The sequence below is a fragment of the Pantoea sp. OXWO6B1 genome (assembly GCF_001641135.1).
GTDB classification, from domain to species: domain Bacteria; phylum Pseudomonadota; class Gammaproteobacteria; order Enterobacterales; family Enterobacteriaceae; genus Pantoea; species Pantoea allii.
This window is the reverse complement of sequence record NZ_LWLR01000001.1, coordinates 480,301-496,877: the sequence shown is the minus strand read 5'-3', so window position 1 is coordinate 496,877 and position 16,577 is coordinate 480,301. Positions and strand designations below refer to the sequence as shown.

The following is a 16,577-nucleotide window of genomic DNA, read 5'->3' as shown; positions in this document are numbered from 1 at the left end:
ATTCATTCCTGATGATAAAAAGTGGAACTTACGCTTTACGTTCATGCGCGGACGCAATCGGTTTGTCACTGGTTGGTGTGGCGATCACCGCACCCGGTAAATGGCGGCCAATCAGGGCGCGATAACCAAAGGCACCCAGGCAAGCACCGACCAGTGGGCCAAAAATTGGCACAAGGAAATAAGGAATCTGATGACCGCCAGTGAAGGCAATGGTTCCCCAGCCAGCCAGCCACTCAAATACTTTCGGACCGAAGTCACGTGCCGGGTTAAGGGCAAAGCCGGTCAGGGGACCCATAGAGCCGCCAATAACGGCAACCAGAAGGCCAATCAACAGCGGTGCCATCGGGCCACGCGGTACGCCATTGCCATCATCGGTCAGGGCCATAATCACGGACATCAAGACAGCAGTGATCACCATCTCTACCAGGAAGGCCTGACCTACGCCAATCTGTGGATTAGGGTAGGTAGAAAAAATGCCCGCCAGGCTCAGGCTTTCAACTGAACCTCGTACCATGTTATGACTTTGTTCGAAATTGATAAACAAGCTGTAGTAAAGTCCGTAAACCAGCGCCGCGCCACAGAAGGCACCCGCAACCTGAGACAGGATATAAGGCAATACCTTACGACCTTCGAAATTCGCGAAAAGGCAGAGTGCGACAGTAACGGCGGGGTTGAGATGGGCACCTGACACACCTGCGCTGAGGTAAACCGCCATAGAAACGGCCAGCCCCCAGATGATACAGATTTCCCATTGGCCAAACGTGGCACCAGCCAGCTTAAGCGCGGCAACGCAACCCGCGCCAAAAAACAGGATCAAACCGGTACCCAGAAATTCGGCAATACACTGACCTTTGAGTGTGGTTGTAGTCTGACTCATGATAGTTGTTCCTGAAGCGAGGTTAAATTTTATCAGTTTTTGTTCTCATTCCTTGAGCCGCCCATCTTTAATGTAGGGCTGATGTTAATTTATCGTTAACGAGCATAAACGAGAAATAGCGAAATCGATTTTTGTGTGGTCTGTCAAAAAAATGCGCGTTTTCGCGTGTTTTGGTTTTCCTTAAGCGCCATTCAGGCCGTTTTCAGCAGCGTTATTCCGGCTTCGCTAAGCAAACGTACGGAAAAGGAACATTTTAGGGATAGGCTGAAAAATGTTACTGACGGCGGTCTGCAGGCCCGCGTTGCTGGACTTGCGTGATGAGGCTACATACAATCGGGACAACGTTGCTGGTAAACGCCTTTTGTGCGAAAGCTGGCATCATCAACGCCTTGCAGGATTTTAGGAGAGGTCAGAAAGATGTCATTTGAAGTGTTTGAGAAACTGGAAGCAAAAGTACAGCAGGCGATTGATACTATCACCTTGCTGCAGATGGAAATTGAAGAGCTGAAAGAGCAGAACAACAACCTGCGTAACGACGCGCAGAATGCTGCTGGCAACCATGAAGCACTGGTGCGCGAAAATCAGCATCTGAAAGAGGAGCAGCATGTCTGGCAAGAACGCCTGCGTGCGCTGTTGGGAAAAATGGAAGAGGTATAAGCCTCAACTAATGCGAAAAACGGGTGCTAAGCACCCGTTTTCGTTTGCCGACATTATTCTATGTCGAGCGGATCTTCCGATAAAATCATACCGGTATTGTCAGCATAGAGATGGTCGCCTGAGAAGAAGGTGACGCCACCAAAATTGACGCGCACATCGCTTTCGCCAATGCCTTCACCTGCGGCGCCTGCCGGAATAGCGGCGATAGCCTGAATGCCAATCTCCAGCTCTTCCAGCTCGTCCACCTGACGCACTGAACCGTAAACCACGATGCCTTCCCACTCGTTTTGCGTCGCCAGCCGGGCAAGTTGTGCGTCCACTAAGGCGCGGCGTACCGAACCACCGCCATCAATCAGCAACACGCGGCCCCGACCGTTTTCTTCCAACAGATCGTAAAGCAGACCGTTGTCTTCAAAACATTTCACTGTGGTTATCTGACCGCCGAATGAGGTCCGCCCACCGAAATTTGAAAAAAGCGGTTCAACAACATTCACGTCTTCGTGGTAGATGTCGCAGAGTTCAGAAGTATCGTATTTCATAAGGGTTTCGTCTGTTTGCCACAGGAGCGCTAAGTATATCGCTTTATGTCAATTGTTGGCAAAATCATCAGCTTTAAAAGACCTGTATTGCATCAAGCGCATGCAGAAAAAAGCCCAACCAAACGGGCTGGGCCTTGATATAACACATGGACAGGCGAGCGTTACAGAATAAAGCGGCTCAAATCTTCATCTGCCACCAGTTCATCCAGATGCTTGCCGACGTACTCTGCGTCGATGGTGACGGATTCGCCGCTACGATCGCTGGCGTCATAGGAGACGTCTTCCATCAAGCGTTCCAGCACGGTATGTAAACGACGTGCACCGATGTTTTCGGTGGTTTCGTTTACCTGCCATGCCGCTTCGGCGATACGGCGGATACCGTCATCCGTGAAATGGATACTCACGCCTTCGGTATTCATCAGTGCTTTGTACTGTACCGTAACCGAGGCATTAGGCTCGGTCAGGATGCGTTCGAAATCATTAACCGTCAACGCCTGGAGTTCAACACGGATCGGTAAACGACCTTGCAGCTCAGGAATCAAATCTGACGGGCTGGCAACCTGGAACGCACCCGACGCGATAAACAGGATATGGTCAGTTTTGACCATGCCGTGCTTGGTCGATACGGTACAGCCTTCCACTAGTGGCAAAAGATCGCGCTGTACACCTTCACGAGATACATCCGGGCCGCCCGCGTTTTGTCCGCCGCGCTTACAGATCTTGTCTATCTCATCGATGAAGACGATGCCGTGCTGTTCAACCGCGTCGATAGCATCCTGTTTCAGCTCTTCCGGGTTCACCAGCTTGGCGGCTTCTTCTTCAATCAGCAGCTTCAAGGCTTCTTTGATTTTCAGCTTACGCGGCTTCTGTTTCTGACCGCCCAGATTCTGGAACATCGACTGCAACTGGCTGGTCATTTCTTCCATTCCCGGCGGTGCCATGATTTCAACGCCAGGACCGGTTGCGGCTAAGTCGATCTCGATTTCTTTGTCGTCGAGTTGGCCTTCACGCAGCTTTTTACGGAAAGCCTGACGAGCAGAAGAGGGCTCGCTGGCTTGTTCGGCTTGTCCCCAGTTGTTTTTAGCCGGTGGAATCAGCACATCAAGGATGCGTTCTTCCGCCATTTCTTCTGCACGGTACTTGTTCTTTTCGATAGCCTGGCTGCGCACCATTTTGATGGCGGAGTCAGTCAGGTCACGAATAATAGAATCAACTTCTTTACCCACGTAACCCACTTCAGTGAATTTCGTGGCCTCAACCTTGATAAACGGCGCGTTGGCCAGCTTCGCCAGACGACGGGCGATTTCGGTTTTACCGACACCGGTCGGGCCGATCATCAGAATATTTTTGGGTGTCACTTCGTGACGGAGCTCTTCGTCCAGCTGCATACGGCGCCAGCGGTTACGCAGGGCAATAGCCACGGCGCGCTTGGCGCTGTCCTGGCCAATAATAAAGCGGTTCAGCTCGCTGACGATTTCGCGTGGAGTCATCTCAGACATGTTTAGATCCTTACGACTTGGACGTTAATTCTTCAAAATTAACGTTGTGGTTGGTGTAGATGCAAATATCGCCAGCGATATTCAGCGATTTCTCAACGATGTCGCGTGCGCCTAAGTCAGAGTTTTCTAACAGCGCACGTGCAGCTGCCTGGGCGAAGGGACCGCCAGAACCGATAGCAATAAGGTCGTTTTCAGGCTGAATGACGTCACCGTTACCACTGATAATCAGTGATGCCGATTCGTCGGCCACTGCCAGCAGGGCTTCCAGACGGCGCAACATTCTGTCGGTGCGCCAGTCTTTGGCCAGCTCAACGGCGGCTTTTACCAAATGGCCCTGATGCATTTCAAGTTTGCGTTCGAAGAGTTCAAACAGGGTAAAGGCATCTGCGGTGCCGCCAGCAAAGCCGGCAATTACTTTATCGTTGTAAAGACGACGCACTTTTTTGACGTTGCCTTTCATTACGGTATTACCGAGCGTAGCCTGGCCATCACCGCCAATCACTACCTGGCCGTTGCGTCGAACACTTACTATTGTTGTCACGGGCAGACCCCTTTTACTGTCGGAAAAAAGCTCCGCGCCCAAGGCGCGGAGGATCATGCAGACAGATATGGGGTAGGTTTGACGGGTTTCAACCCCCAACGGCGAGCGGAATGCAGCCGGAATGTCCTGAAGCGCGCAGACGTTTTAGCGTGCTGTCTGCACTGGCGCGGTCTTTGAAGGGCCCTACCACGACACGATTCCATCCACCGCCGGACGTCAGACGGCTTTCAAAACCTTCAAACGCCAGTGCAGCGCGCACCGATTCCGCCTGTTCTGTTCCCTTGAAAGAGCCACACTGCACCATCCAGCGCTGCGTAGTGGCTTTTTCGGCCGGTTTCGCTTTCGCGGTTTCCTGCGTTTTAGGCTGAGCGGCAGGTTCACGCGTGACAGGAGCAGGTTGTGTCTGTTGCACGTTCTGCGTGGGCTGTTGCTGACGCTGAGTATGCTGTTCCTGCAACGGCTGCTGATGCTGCTGCTGTACCTGTTGCTGGCGTTGTTGTTGCTGTTGTTGTACCTGCTGCTGGCGTTGCTGCTGCTGTTGTTGTATCTGCTGCTGACGCTGCTGCGACTGCAGTTGCTGCTGTTGAAGTTGCTGTTGTCGCTGGAGTTGCAGCGTTTGCTGACGTTGTGCAGGCGTCTGCTCGTTCCACGGCACTTCATTCAGTTGGGTGGGTTGCTGGCGCATATCCGCCTGCATTTGTTCAAGCAGCTGGCGTTGCTCATCGGTGAGCTGTGTATGTGACTGCACTTCGCCACCGGAGGTCGGTTCACTTGGCGTCGGTACAGTGACCTGGCGGTTTTCCAGCTCTTTTATGTACTTCCAGCGCTCTTCAGGCTTTGGCGGTAAGCCATTCCCGTTGGCTTTATGATCCGTAATAACCGGCACATCTTCTTTTTTATGATGCGCCAGGAACCATAAACCACCGGCAAAGGTCACTAATACAGCAACCGCCAGTACAATCATTATTTTAGAGGTGCCTGAACCGCTTTTTGTTTTTTTGCCACGGCTGGGGCTTTTTTTGCGACGCGTCCCTGTTGAACGCCCGCGGCCTACATAATCTTTTTGTGCCACTCTCGTCCTGATACCCTTGAAAATATGATGCCACGTAGGCGAATCCGTTATTACTGCACGCCCGGCAAGGAGCCCGCCATGTTACTTAAGGGCTGGAACTTTGACCAGCAATGATAGCCTTAAGAATCCCCTGAAAATAGCGGAACATTTTACTTATCACTCATCCTTTTTTGCCAATGTTGTGCTACCACGGACCACCAGTTCAGCATCCAGCAATGTCGAACCATTGTGAACGCCATGACCCTGTAATTCATTCAGTAACAGCCGTACGGCTTCACGACCAATTTCAAAACACGGTTGTTTCACCGTGGTGAGCGGTGGTTCGCAGTAGCGCGACAGTTCAATATCATCAAAACCCACTACCGACAGGTCTTCGGGCACGCGCAGGCCCATGCGTTTTGCCTGACTGATAGCGCCGATGGCCATGATATCGCTATGACAAAACAGGGCGCGCGGCGGTTGCGGTAAAGCCAGCAGCTGATTCATGGCGGCAACACCCGATTCAAAGGTGAAGTCGCCTCGGACGATATAAGTCGGTTCCACGCTGATCCCACTGCGGCGTAACGCCTGTACATAGCCCTGCAGGCGATACTGACAGAGCGCAACGTCTTCCGGGCCGGTCAGACAGGCAATACGTTTATGACCAAGCTGCAGCAGATGATTGACTGCTACAAACGAGGCCGTCAGGTTGTCGATATTGACTGTTGGCAATGACATTTCGGGCGCAAATTCAATCGCCATCACCATCGGTGGGAGATTGCGCTGTTCATCAGGACTCACATCGAAAGGTAACTGCGCGCCGAGCAGCACAATGCCGTCGATCTGACGAGTCAGCATCAGGTTTAAAAACGTCCATTCCTGCGGTTTTTGATGAGCACAGTCGCCGATAAGCACCAGATAGCCGGCCTTCGACGCGGCTATCTCGACGCCCCGAATAATTTCACTAAAAAAGGGATCGCAGATGTTGGGGACGATCAGCAGAATAGTTTGTGTGTCGTTGCGTCGGGCATTGCGGGTTACACTCTGAGCGGTATAACCGACGGCAGCGACGGCCTGTTCGACTTTCTGACGCGTCGCCGAAGAGACTTTTTCCGGATTCATTAGCGCACGCGACACGGTGGCGGTCGAGACGCCGGCTTTTTCTGCGACGTCTTTCATCGTGGCGGCGGCCGACGGTTGATTCTGATCCAACACATGCTCCTGATGCGTAATCGCGCATTCAACGTTCGTATCGTCTGATGTGAAAACAAGCCTGGCACTATTGTTATCGATTGGGCGGCAGGGCCGTTACTTAATTTGCATAAAAATTGTGACTTATGCGACGTATTTCGATCCCTCTCACAACCTCACCGGACTCAGCTTTCGGTCGGATCAACATCCAGCGTCCACTTTACCTTGCGCGATGCAGGTAACGTACTTATCAGCGGTAACGAACTGCTCAACAGCTGTTGCAGGCGTTTCCGGGACGGATGTTGTACCAGTAACTGCCAACGCCAGCGGCCACTTCGCTTGGGTTGCAGCGCAGGCAGCGGCCCCATGAACCACATTGACGCGTCCTTAAGCGGGCTGGATTCCAGCATATTGCGTAGCTGTTGCAGAAATTCTGCAGCCTGATGATTATCTAAATCTTCTGCACGGAACAGGGCATGATGCGTCCACGGTGGTAAAAACACCGACTGACGTTCCAGCAGGGTTTGTTGTGCGAAAGCGAAGTAACCCTTATGAAGCAGGGTTTGCAGAAGCGGGTGCTCAGGATGGTGAGTTTGCAGCAAGACCTCGCCCTGCTTACCGGCTCGCCCTGCGCGGCCGGCAACCTGAGTATAGAGCTGAGCGAAGCGTTCCGCGGCCCGGAAGTCAGCGGAAAACAGTGCACCATCCACGTCCAGCAGCGACACCAGGGTGACATCAGGAAAATGATGCCCTTTTGCCAGCATCTGCGTACCCACGAGAATACGCGCGCCGCCGCGATGCACATCGGCCAGGTGCTGTTCGAGCGCGCCTTTACGGCTGGTGGTATCACGATCGATACGCGAAACCGGCACGCCGGGGAATAATGTTCCCAATTGTTGCTCAAGCTGTTCCGTCCCGACGCCCACGGGGAGTAAATGGGTGGAACCACATTGTGGGCACTGATTGGGCAACGGCCGCTGGCTGTCGCAATGGTGGCAGCGCAGTTGGCGATGATGCTGATGCAGGGTGTAATAGCGATCGCAGCGTTGGCACTCAGCAATCCAGCCGCAATCGTGGCAGAGCAGCGCTGGTGAAAAACCACGGCGGTTAAGAAACAGCAAGACCTGGTTATCTGCTTTCAGGTGTTGACGCATTTTAGCGATCAAGGCAGGTGCGAGGCCACCGACCAGTTGTGCGCCTTTCAAATCGATAAGCTGCTGCAGAGCAGGTTTGGCATTACCGGCGCGTTTCATCAGGTCAAGCTGACGGTATTTCCCGTTACGAACGTTATGCAGCGTTTCCAGCGCCGGTGTGGCGGACCCCATGATAATAGGAATATTTTCTTCATGGGCGCGGAACACGGCCAGATCGCGTGCCTGATAGCGCCAGCCTTCCTGCTGTTTGTAAGAGCTGTCGTGCTCTTCATCAATAATGATCACGCCCGGACGTGCCATCGGTGTAAACAGGGCTGAACGTGTGCCAATGATGATGGCATTTTCGCCCCTGCGCGCCCGCAACCATACAGAAAGGCGCTCGCTGTCATTCAGGGCGGAATGCAGCACATCAACCGGGGCATCAAAACGCTCGCGGAAACGGGCAATCGTTTGTGGCGTCAACCCGATCTCCGGCACCAGCACCAACGCCTGCTTGCCTCTGGCCAGCACGTTTTCCAGTACGCTGAGATACACTTCGGTCTTACCTGAACCGGTAATCCCTGCCAGCAGCCAGGCAGCATAATGTTCATCTTCACTCCGCATCGCGCCGACCGCCGTCGCCTGATCGGTGTTCAGCCGAAGACGTTCACCTTTAACGGCAAAGCTGCTGCGCCAGTCATGCATCTGTGGCTGATGCTCATGCAGTTCACACAATCCTTTGGCGCGCAGTGCCTGCATGGCAGCATCGGTAAGGTCATGCTCACTCACTTCGTGGCGATAAAGCGGCTGCTGTCTGAGCGTTGCAAGCCCTTGCTGTTGTTTAGGCGCCCGCTTAAGGCTTTCCGGCGCGGTGGCGCGGCCCTGCTCGGTAATTTCCCAGCGCCATAAAGGATTATCCTGAGCGGGTTTACCTTGCCTCAGCAGTACCGGTATGGCATGGCTCAGTACCTCGCCGAGAGGCGAATGATAGTAGTTCGCGGCCCAGTGAAGAATCCGCCACAGTGAGGGCGGAAATAGCGATTCGCTGTCCAGTACGGCAATGACCTGCTTGAGCTGTGCTGCCGGCAGGTCGCTTTTGTCAGGTAACGCGACCACAATGCCGGTCATTTTTCGGTTGCCAAAAGGCACGATCACCCGACCACCGATGACTGGCTGCACGCCGTCAGGAGGCAAATAGTCAAACAGGCGAGGAAGGGGAACGGGCAGGGCAACCTGAACAACGGGCATAGCAATCTCTTTCCGGTTCATCTAGCAGGGCGGTTAGTGTACACGCTGGCACGCGCGGGGTGTATCTCAGGTGACATTTGCAGCATCAAACATTAGCCTGTATAATATGCCGCCTTCGGTAAGAAAGACCTTGCCGGAGTACACCATTAATGTTCAATCGCGTGTGGTGCTGCGCAGGTTCAAATCCTGGCGCGGAGAGCGACACGGCCTTATATGAGGTTTCCCATGAAACAAGGTATTCACCCAAAATACGAAGCAGTTACCATCAACTGTACTTGCGGCAACGTGATTCACACTCGCTCTACGCTGACTCACGAACTGAACCTGGACGTTTGTGGTAAGTGCCACCCGTTCTACACTGGTAAGCAGCGTGAAGTTGCCACTGGTGGCCGCGTTGACCGCTTCAACAAGCGTTTCAGCGTGCCAGGCACCAAAAAATAAGAAACGGCATTCGAACATCTGTTCGGCGGCAAGAAAAACCCAGCTCAGGCTGGGTTTTTTTATGTCTGAAAATCAGTATTCCCAGGTATCCGGGTCGATGCCCATGTCGCGCATGATTTTTTTCGCAGCTTCCGGTATTTCATCGTTACGTTCTTTACGAAGATCGACATCATTGGGTAACGGTTGCCCGGTAAAAGCATGCAAGAAGGCTTCGCACAGGAGTTCACTGTTCGTTGCGTGACGCAGGTTATTGACCTGACGACGTGTGCGTTCGTCAGTCAGAATTTTCAGCACGCTTAACGGAATTGACACCGTAATTTTTTTAACCTGTTCGCTCTTTTTGCCGTGCTCAGCGTACGGGCTGATATATTCGCCGTTCCATTCAGCCATGGGATACCTTAATCAATAAATGTTAAAAGTTACGAAATCAGCCGATTATGCCTGATTTTCTTCTACCTGACCCCTTCTCTGGCGGGTTTCTTCGTTCAACTTCTGCGACAAATGTGGTTGAACGCCAGGTATGGGCGCATAATTTTAGCGGTTATTGCGACGATGCTCAATCTATACGCAAAGACATTTGGATGTCCAGATGTATTGACGTCTAAAAGCAAGGTGATATCCTGTCGTCAGATTATTTCACACTTCAGGAACAGTTAGCCCTATGACGCGTAAACAGGCAACCATCGCAGTGCGCAGCGGTTTGAATGACGACGAGCAATACGGCTGCGTTGTCCCGCCCATCCACCTTTCCAGCACCTATAACTTTCATGACTTCAATGAACCTCGTGCCCATGATTATTCCCGGCGCGGTAACCCAACGCGCGATGTGGTGCAACGCGCGCTGGCAGAACTGGAAGGCGGAGCGGGGGCGGTACTCACCAATACCGGCATGTCGGCCATTCATCTGGTCACCACGGTGTTCCTGAAGCCAGGCGATCTGCTGGTTGCGCCACACGATTGCTATGGTGGCAGCTATCGTCTGTTCGACAGTCTGAGCAAACGCGGTGCCTACCGGGTGAAATTTGTCGATCAAGGCGATAAAGCCGCACTGCAGGCGGCGCTGGACGAGAAACCTAAACTGGTGCTGATTGAAAGTCCCAGCAATCCTTTGTTACGCGTCGTTGATATTGCCTCGATTTGCGAAGCTGCGCAGGCTGCGGGTGCCGTCAGCGTCGTGGATAACACCTTTATGAGCCCGGCCCTGCAAAATCCGCTGGCACTGGGTGCCGATCTGGTGATTCACTCCTGCACTAAATACTTAAATGGTCATTCCGATGTGGTGGCCGGTGCCGTTATTGCCAAAGATCCGCAGGTGGCGACCGATTTAGCCTGGTGGGCAAATAACATTGGCGTCACCGGTTCCGCCTTTGACAGCTATCTGCTGTTGCGCGGAATGCGCACCCTGGGGCCGCGTATGGCAGCCGCGCAGCGTAATGCGTTAGCCATTGTTGATTATCTCAAGCAACAGCCACTGGTGAAAAAGTTGTATCATCCGTCACTGCCGGAAAACGCGGGCCATGAATTCGCTGCGCGTCAGCAGCGCGGATTCGGTGCCATGCTCAGCTTTGAGCTGAAGGGTGACGAAGCCCGGTTGCGCCGTTTTCTTAAAGCACTTGAGTTGTTTACGCTGGCGGAATCGCTGGGTGGCGTTGAGAGCTTAATTTCACATACTGCGACCATGACGCATGCAGGCATGTCTGCAGAGGCCCGTGCCGCAGCAGGTATCTCTGAAACCTTGCTCCGTATTTCAGTAGGTATTGAAGACCACGACGATTTAATTGCCGATTTGGATAATGCATTCCGGATCGCAGCCGAGGATTGATCATGACGATTTCAGCAGGCGCAGGAACGCCAAACAACAGACAGCTCCACAAGTTTGGTGGCAGCAGCCTTGCAGATGCACGCTGCTATCAGCGTGTTGCCAGCATCATGGCGGATTACAGCCAGCCTGGCGATATGATGGTGGTATCGGCCGCAGGGTCGACGACCAATCAGCTGATTAGCTGGCTGAAACTGAGCCAAAGTGACCGCCTGTCCGCACATCAGGTGCAGCAGACATTACGTCGCTATCAGAGTGAGCTAATCAGTGCACTGTTGCCTGCTGAAATAGCCGAGCCGTTAATTACCGCCTTTATTCGCGATCTCGAAAAACTGGCCGCGCTACTGGATGGTGACATCACAGAAGCGGTGTATGCGGAAGTGGTTGGGCATGGTGAAATCTGGTCGGCACGTTTAATGTCAGCGGTGCTGAACCAGCAGGATCTCCATGCCTGCTGGCTGGACGCGCGCGATTTTCTGCGAGCGGAACGTGCCGCGCAGCCTCAGGTGGACGAAGGTAAATCCTGGCCATTGTTACAAACGCTGCTGGCCCAGCATCCGCATAAACGCATCGTGGTGACCGGTTTTATCAGCGGCAACGATGCCGGTGAAACGGTCCTGCTGGGGCGCAACGGGTCTGACTATTCAGCCACTCAGATTGGCGCGCTGGCGGGCGTGGGACGCGTCACTATCTGGAGTGATGTGGCGGGCGTTTACAGCGCCGATCCACGCAAAGTCTCTGATGCCTGTCTGCTGCCGCTGCTGCGTCTGGATGAAGCCAGTGAGCTGGCGCGCCTTGCCGCGCCAGTGCTGCACACCCGCACCTTACAACCGGTTTCGGGCAGTGATATTGATTTGCAACTGCGCTGTAGCTATCAGCCTGAGCAAGGCTCAACCCGCATCGAGCGCGTCCTTGCGTCCGGCACGGGTGCCCGCATTGTCACCAGTCACGACGATGTGTGCCTGGTTGAGATCCAGCTTCCCGGGCAGCACGATTTTGCTCTCTTCAAAAAAGAGATCGATCAACTCCTGACGCGCGCGCAGATGCGGCCGCTGGCGATGGGCATCCATCCTGACCGTCAATTGCTGCAACTTTGCTACACCTCTGAAGTGGTAAACAGTGCCTTTGCCCTGTTGCAGGATGCAGGCTTGCCCGGACATTTGCAGTTACGCGAGGGTTTAGCGTTGGTCGCCCTGGTCGGAGCTGGCGTTACCCGCAATCCGTTGCACACGCACCGTTTCTGGCAGCAGTTGAAAGATCAGCCAGTTGAATTCATCAGCCAGTCGCCGGAGCACATCAGCGTGGTTGCGGTGCTGCGCGTTGGCCCCACCCAGCATCTCATTCAGGGGCTGCACAGCTCGCTGTTTCGTGCGGAAAAACGCATTGGCCTGATGCTGTTCGGCAAGGGCAATATCGGTTCACGCTGGTTGGAGTTGTTTGCCCGTGAGCAGGAAACGTTGTCGGCACGCACCGGTTTTGAGTTTGTGCTGGCAGGTGTCGTGGACAGTCAACGCAGCCTGCTGAGCTATGACGGTCTGGATGCCAGCCGTGCACTGGCCTTCTTTGACGATGAAGCCGAAGCGCGCGATGAAGAATCGCTGTTTCTGTGGATGCGGGCCCATCCGTATGATGACCTGGTGGTGCTGGATGTGACGGCCAGTCAGCCGCTGGCTCTGCAGTACCTGGATTTTGCCAGCCATGGGTTTCATGTGATCAGCGCGAATAAGGTGGCGGGCGCATCGGATACGCAAACCTGGCGTGAGATTCGGGATGCCTTTGAAAAAACCGGTCGTCACTGGTTGTATAACGCCACCGTGGGAGCCGGGCTGCCGATAAACCATACGGTGCGCGATTTGCGTGAAAGCGGCGACACCATTCTGTCGATTAGCGGCATTTTCTCCGGCACCCTGTCCTGGCTGTTTTTACAGTTTGATGGCACGGTACCGTTCACCGAGCTGGTGGATCAGGCGTGGCAGCAGGGATTAACAGAGCCGGACCCGCGCGTCGATCTGTCGGGTCAGGACGTGATGCGTAAACTGGTTATTCTGGCCCGTGAGGCCGGGTATAACATCGAGCCGGATCAGGTGCGCGTCGAATCGCTGGTCCCACAGAATTGCGAAGGTGAATCAGTCGATCACTTTTTCGAGAATGCGGATGAGCTGAACGAACAGATGCTGCAACGGTTTGAAGCCGCGCAGGAAATGGGGCTGGTTCTGCGTTACGTGGCGCGGTTTGATGCCAACGGCAAAGCACGCGTGGGCGTCGAAGCGGTGCGCCTGGAGCATCCGCTGGCTGCATTACTGCCCTGCGATAATGTGTTTGCCATCGACAGCCGCTGGTACCGCGATAACCCGTTGGTGATTCGCGGGCCTGGTGCGGGCCGTGATGTCACTGCCGGCGCTATCCAGTCTGATATTAATCGCCTCGCACACCTGCTCTGACCCCACTTTTCTTCAGGCGCTTCGGCGCCTGCCCTGCAATGAATCCTCCTACATGAAGCCTTTTCACGTTGCGTGAAGATTTGTCACCTGCAGTGATGATTTATATGTTGACGCTAATGCGGGAATCGTTCATTTTGAATGTCTGGACGTCTAAACGTATAGATGTGTTCGGGTGAATAGTTAACCGATGTGGTCGGAGGTAGCAGGATGAGTTTCTTTCATGCCAATCAGCGCGAGGCACTCAATCAGAGCCTGGCAGAGCTAAATGGTCGGATTAATGTCTCTTTTGAGTTTTTTCCGCCGCGTACCAGCGAAATGGAAGAAACGCTGTGGAACTCCATTCATCGCCTGAGCAGCCTGAAACCCAAATTTGTCTCTGTGACCTATGGTGCGAACTCGGGTGAGCGCGACCGCACGCACAGCATTATCAAAGGCATTAAAGATCGTACCGGCCTGGAAGCGGCACCGCATCTGACCTGTGTTGATGCCAGCCGGGATGAGCTACGTGGTATTGCTCAGGATTACTGGAACAACGGCATTCGCCATATTGTCGCGCTGCGTGGTGATCTGCCTCCGGGCAGCGGCAAGCCGGACATGTATGGCTCCGATCTGGTGTCTCTGCTCAAAGACGTGGGGGAGTTTGATATATCCGTTGCAGCCTACCCGGAAGTCCATCCGGAAGCGAAGAGTGCACAGGCCGACCTGATCAACCTGAAACGCAAAATCGATGCTGGCGCTAACCGTGCCATCACCCAGTTCTTTTTTGATGTTGAAAGCTACCTGCGTTTCCGTGACCGCTGCGTTTCCACTGGTATTGATGTTGAGATCGTGCCGGGCATTCTGCCCGTCTCTAACTTCAAACAATTGCAGCGCTTCGCCACCATGACTAACGTGCGTGTGCCGGGCTGGATGAATGCGATGTTTGCAGGGCTGGATGACGATCCTGAAACGCGCAAAATGGTGGGGGCGAATATCGCCATGGACATGGTGAAAATTCTGTCACGCGAAGGCGTAAAAGATTTCCATTTCTATACTCTGAACCGGGCAGAAATGAGCTATGCCATATGTCATACGTTAGGTGTGCGTCCTACACTGGCGGCCTGATAGTGGCAGACGCATACAAAACGACGCGGGTGCGTCGGTTTAGAAAGGCAGCAACAGAGAGATAAACCGCATTAAGGTATGAATAAAAGACGGGCAGAACCGATGGCCGCCCGCGTTTTATGCATAGTGTCTCCCACCGCGAGTGCCGTGCATTAAAAATGCGTCCAGCCCTCATCAGTCAATGGCTGATTCGATTTTGGCAATGTTGGTGTTTTACTCGTTTGCGGGACATGAACTCGCTTCTGATCGTAGTTGAGGCGGAAAACAGAAACCGCCTGCAACAGCTGTTTGGCCTGTTCCCTGAGGCTGTTAGCGGCCGATGCGGACTCTTCAACCAGTGCGGCGTTCTGCTGCGTCGTACTGTCCATCTCGGTTACGGCAATGCCTACTTGTTCCACACCTCTGGCCTGCTCAGCGCTGGCAGATGTAATTTCTTCTACGGTGTCACTGAGATGCCCAACGGCAGTCACAATGCTCTGCATCGTTGCGGAGGCATTGGCAACCAGCTCATCGCCCTGTCCTACACTGCGAGCATTAGCCTCAATTAACTGACGAATCTCGCCAGCTGCGGTGCTGCTACGTTGAGCCAGCGTCCGGACTTCGCTTGCCACCACGGCAAAGCCCTTGCCATGCTCACCTGCTCGCGCAGCTTCAACCGCAGCGTTTAAGGCAAGAATATTGGTTTGAAAAGCGATACTGTCAATAACCGTGGTAATTTCAGCGATTTTTCCCGAGCTGTCTTTGATTGTTCGCATCGTGCCAGTGATAGCTTCTGTCGCTTCGTTGCCTTTGTGCGCGACATTACGGACGTTAGTCGCAAGCTGGCTTGCCTGTTGCGCGTTGCTGGCATTGTTTTTCACCGTCATTCCCAGCTCCGTCATCGTGGCGGCGGTCTGTTCCAGCGCGCTGGCCTGTTCTTCTGTTCGCTGCGAAAGATCGGCATTGCCCTGGGCTATCTGGTTACTGGCAGAGGCAACGCTCTCCGCATTGGATCTGACCAGACTGACGGTTTGAACCAGTGCATCCTGCATATCACGTATCGCCGACAGCAGCTTGCCTGTCTCATCGTTGTGAGTCACCAGTACGGGCTCACTAAGGTCACCGCGTGCCACGCGCTGTGCGGCAACCAGCGCCATATTAATCGGCCGTGTAATGCTGCGGGTGATGAGCCAGGCGGATAACCCGGCCAGTACCAGAGCAATCGCACCGGCACCCGTCAGTAACCTCAGCGCGTCGGTCCTGTCTTCATGGGACGTTTGTTCAGCAACGCGCATCCGCGTTTCCTGATGCTGTTTTAACGCCTGCAACGACGCCATATATTCATTCTGAATCGTGTCTCCAGAGTCCGACAGCAGCTTCTCCGCTTGCTCTTTTTTACCCTGTTGGGCAAGCGCGACAACCTTGTCCATAAAAGGCTGATAAAGCGCAGCGTGGGACTGCAGCTGTGTAAAAAGTTGTCTGCCGGAGGCTGAAGCGACTTCTTTATCAAGCCGTTGAATAAGACTGTTGGCTTTGTTCCTTTGTGACTGATAGCTGGCGATGGTCTTTTCTACCTGCGCGGGATCATCCTGCTGGAGCACCGCAATGCGCGCAAGACGGCTCATGTCCTGTGTATAAAAGCCCAGTAAAGCAGAGGCCGAGGCTTTTGAGTACAACCCTCCGGCGATCTCGCTGTTTGCATCTCCCAGCGAACTTGTTTTCGTAATGCCAATCAGGACCATGAAGATGACGAGCATGCCCATGAAGCCAAATGCTGCCACGAGCCTTATACCTATTCTGATGTTATTCATAATTTTTTCCTGATATTAATCGCCAGCATGGAGAAGCTACGACACCTGTTCAGCCCTCAACAGAGAGGGCTGTAAAGAATGTTTTGGTATTTATTCATCGAACGGGTGTTTTTTAACCCGTAGAAAGAGTAACGACCTCAAAGCAGGAAGGTTTATATTTGAGTTGTAATTAAATTGTAATAATTGCTGAGTTAAAATCTCAGGTAAGAACGTTCTGTTGATACTGAAAGGTGGCCTGGGCTTCGC

At 53.6% G+C, this 16,577-nt stretch carries 14 protein-coding genes; 5 read left to right on the top strand and 9 right to left on the bottom strand.

The window, feature by feature from the left end; all coding sequences use genetic code 11:
- Window positions 1-28: 28 nt before the first annotated feature.
- The gene (locus A6A26_RS04655; RefSeq protein WP_063877681.1) at window positions 29-877 is read right to left on the bottom strand and encodes an MIP/aquaporin family protein; all 849 of its coding nucleotides are present in this window, start codon (window positions 875-877) and stop codon (window positions 29-31) included.
- A 417-nt stretch (window positions 878-1,294) separates the two neighbouring features.
- Here A6A26_RS04655 and zapB point away from each other — a divergent pair, with 417 nt between their 5' ends.
- Window positions 1,295-1,534, top strand: a complete 240-nt coding sequence (gene zapB / locus A6A26_RS04645) for a cell division protein ZapB (RefSeq protein ID WP_063877679.1) — start codon at window positions 1,295-1,297, stop codon at window positions 1,532-1,534.
- A 53-nt stretch (window positions 1,535-1,587) separates the two neighbouring features.
- On the opposite strand, the gene rraA is transcribed toward zapB, so the two are convergent.
- The 6 genes from rraA to priA all read right to left on the bottom strand — a co-directional run bounded on the left by rraA (window position 1,588) and on the right by priA (window position 8,736).
- On the bottom strand, window positions 1,588-2,073 hold the full coding sequence (rraA, locus tag A6A26_RS04640; RefSeq protein WP_063877678.1) for a ribonuclease E activity regulator RraA: 486 nt from the start codon (window positions 2,071-2,073) through the stop codon (window positions 1,588-1,590).
- Window positions 2,074-2,234: 161 nt separating this feature from the next.
- Window positions 2,235-3,572 (bottom strand): HslU--HslV peptidase ATPase subunit, encoded by a 1,338-nt coding sequence (gene hslU, locus A6A26_RS04635; RefSeq protein WP_063877677.1) that lies wholly within the window; start codon window positions 3,570-3,572, stop codon window positions 2,235-2,237.
- 10 nt (window positions 3,573-3,582) lie between these two features.
- Complete coding sequence (gene hslV / locus A6A26_RS04630; RefSeq protein WP_063877676.1) at window positions 3,583-4,113, bottom strand: ATP-dependent protease subunit HslV; 531 nt, start codon at window positions 4,111-4,113, stop codon at window positions 3,583-3,585.
- Window positions 4,114-4,201: 88 nt separating this feature from the next.
- Window positions 4,202-5,185 (bottom strand): cell division protein FtsN, encoded by a 984-nt coding sequence (gene ftsN / locus A6A26_RS04625; protein ID WP_063877675.1) that lies wholly within the window; start codon window positions 5,183-5,185, stop codon window positions 4,202-4,204.
- 156 nt (window positions 5,186-5,341) lie between these two features.
- On the bottom strand, window positions 5,342-6,376 hold the full coding sequence (gene cytR, locus A6A26_RS04620; protein ID WP_063877674.1) for a DNA-binding transcriptional regulator CytR: 1,035 nt from the start codon (window positions 6,374-6,376) through the stop codon (window positions 5,342-5,344).
- A 164-nt stretch (window positions 6,377-6,540) separates the two neighbouring features.
- Window positions 6,541-8,736, bottom strand: coding sequence for a primosomal protein N' (gene priA, locus A6A26_RS04615; protein WP_063877673.1), 2,196 nt, complete (start codon window positions 8,734-8,736; stop codon window positions 6,541-6,543).
- Window positions 8,737-8,961: 225 nt separating this feature from the next.
- Between priA and rpmE the strand changes: the two genes are divergently transcribed.
- The gene (gene rpmE, locus A6A26_RS24615) at window positions 8,962-9,177 is read left to right on the top strand and encodes a 50S ribosomal protein L31 (protein ID WP_006121308.1); all 216 of its coding nucleotides are present in this window, start codon (window positions 8,962-8,964) and stop codon (window positions 9,175-9,177) included.
- 72 nt (window positions 9,178-9,249) lie between these two features.
- On the opposite strand, the gene metJ is transcribed toward rpmE, so the two are convergent.
- The gene (metJ, locus tag A6A26_RS04605; RefSeq protein WP_013027687.1) at window positions 9,250-9,567 is read right to left on the bottom strand and encodes a met regulon transcriptional regulator MetJ; all 318 of its coding nucleotides are present in this window, start codon (window positions 9,565-9,567) and stop codon (window positions 9,250-9,252) included.
- A 271-nt stretch (window positions 9,568-9,838) separates the two neighbouring features.
- Here metJ and metB point away from each other — a divergent pair, with 271 nt between their 5' ends.
- The 3 genes from metB to metF all read left to right on the top strand — a co-directional run bounded on the left by metB (window position 9,839) and on the right by metF (window position 14,541).
- The gene (gene metB, locus A6A26_RS04600) at window positions 9,839-10,999 is read left to right on the top strand and encodes a cystathionine gamma-synthase (protein ID WP_063877671.1); all 1,161 of its coding nucleotides are present in this window, start codon (window positions 9,839-9,841) and stop codon (window positions 10,997-10,999) included.
- A gap of 2 nt (window positions 11,000-11,001) precedes the next feature.
- Entirely contained in the window at window positions 11,002-13,437 is a 2,436-nt protein-coding gene (locus A6A26_RS04595; protein WP_063877670.1) for a bifunctional aspartate kinase/homoserine dehydrogenase II, read from the top strand.
- 207 nt (window positions 13,438-13,644) lie between these two features.
- A complete protein-coding gene (metF, locus tag A6A26_RS04590; RefSeq protein ID WP_063877669.1) occupies window positions 13,645-14,541 on the top strand; it encodes a methylenetetrahydrofolate reductase in 897 nt (298 codons plus the stop codon).
- 152 nt (window positions 14,542-14,693) lie between these two features.
- Here the strand turns inward: metF and A6A26_RS04585 are convergent, their stop codons facing one another.
- A complete protein-coding gene (locus tag A6A26_RS04585; protein WP_063877668.1) occupies window positions 14,694-16,331 on the bottom strand; it encodes a methyl-accepting chemotaxis protein in 1,638 nt (545 codons plus the stop codon).
- Window positions 16,332-16,577: the final 246 nt, after the last annotated feature.

Coding starts and splice junctions, on each gene's coding strand:
- metJ (WP_013027687.1), bottom strand. CDS start 9,567: ATGGCTGAATGGAACGGCGAATATATCAGCCCGTACGCTGAGCACGGC.
- A6A26_RS04585 (WP_063877668.1), bottom strand. CDS start 16,331: ATGAATAACATCAGAATAGGTATAAGGCTCGTGGCAGCATTTGGCTTC.
- metB (WP_063877671.1), top strand. CDS start 9,839: ATGACGCGTAAACAGGCAACCATCGCAGTGCGCAGCGGTTTGAATGAC.
- rraA (WP_063877678.1), bottom strand. CDS start 2,073: ATGAAATACGATACTTCTGAACTCTGCGACATCTACCACGAAGACGTG.
- zapB (WP_063877679.1), top strand. CDS start 1,295: ATGTCATTTGAAGTGTTTGAGAAACTGGAAGCAAAAGTACAGCAGGCG.
- metF (WP_063877669.1), top strand. CDS start 13,645: ATGAGTTTCTTTCATGCCAATCAGCGCGAGGCACTCAATCAGAGCCTG.
- priA (WP_063877673.1), bottom strand. CDS start 8,736: ATGCCCGTTGTTCAGGTTGCCCTGCCCGTTCCCCTTCCTCGCCTGTTT.
- A6A26_RS04655 (WP_063877681.1), bottom strand. CDS start 877: ATGAGTCAGACTACAACCACACTCAAAGGTCAGTGTATTGCCGAATTT.
- hslU (WP_063877677.1), bottom strand. CDS start 3,572: ATGTCTGAGATGACTCCACGCGAAATCGTCAGCGAGCTGAACCGCTTT.
- A6A26_RS04595 (WP_063877670.1), top strand. CDS start 11,002: ATGACGATTTCAGCAGGCGCAGGAACGCCAAACAACAGACAGCTCCAC.
- rpmE (WP_006121308.1), top strand. CDS start 8,962: ATGAAACAAGGTATTCACCCAAAATACGAAGCAGTTACCATCAACTGT.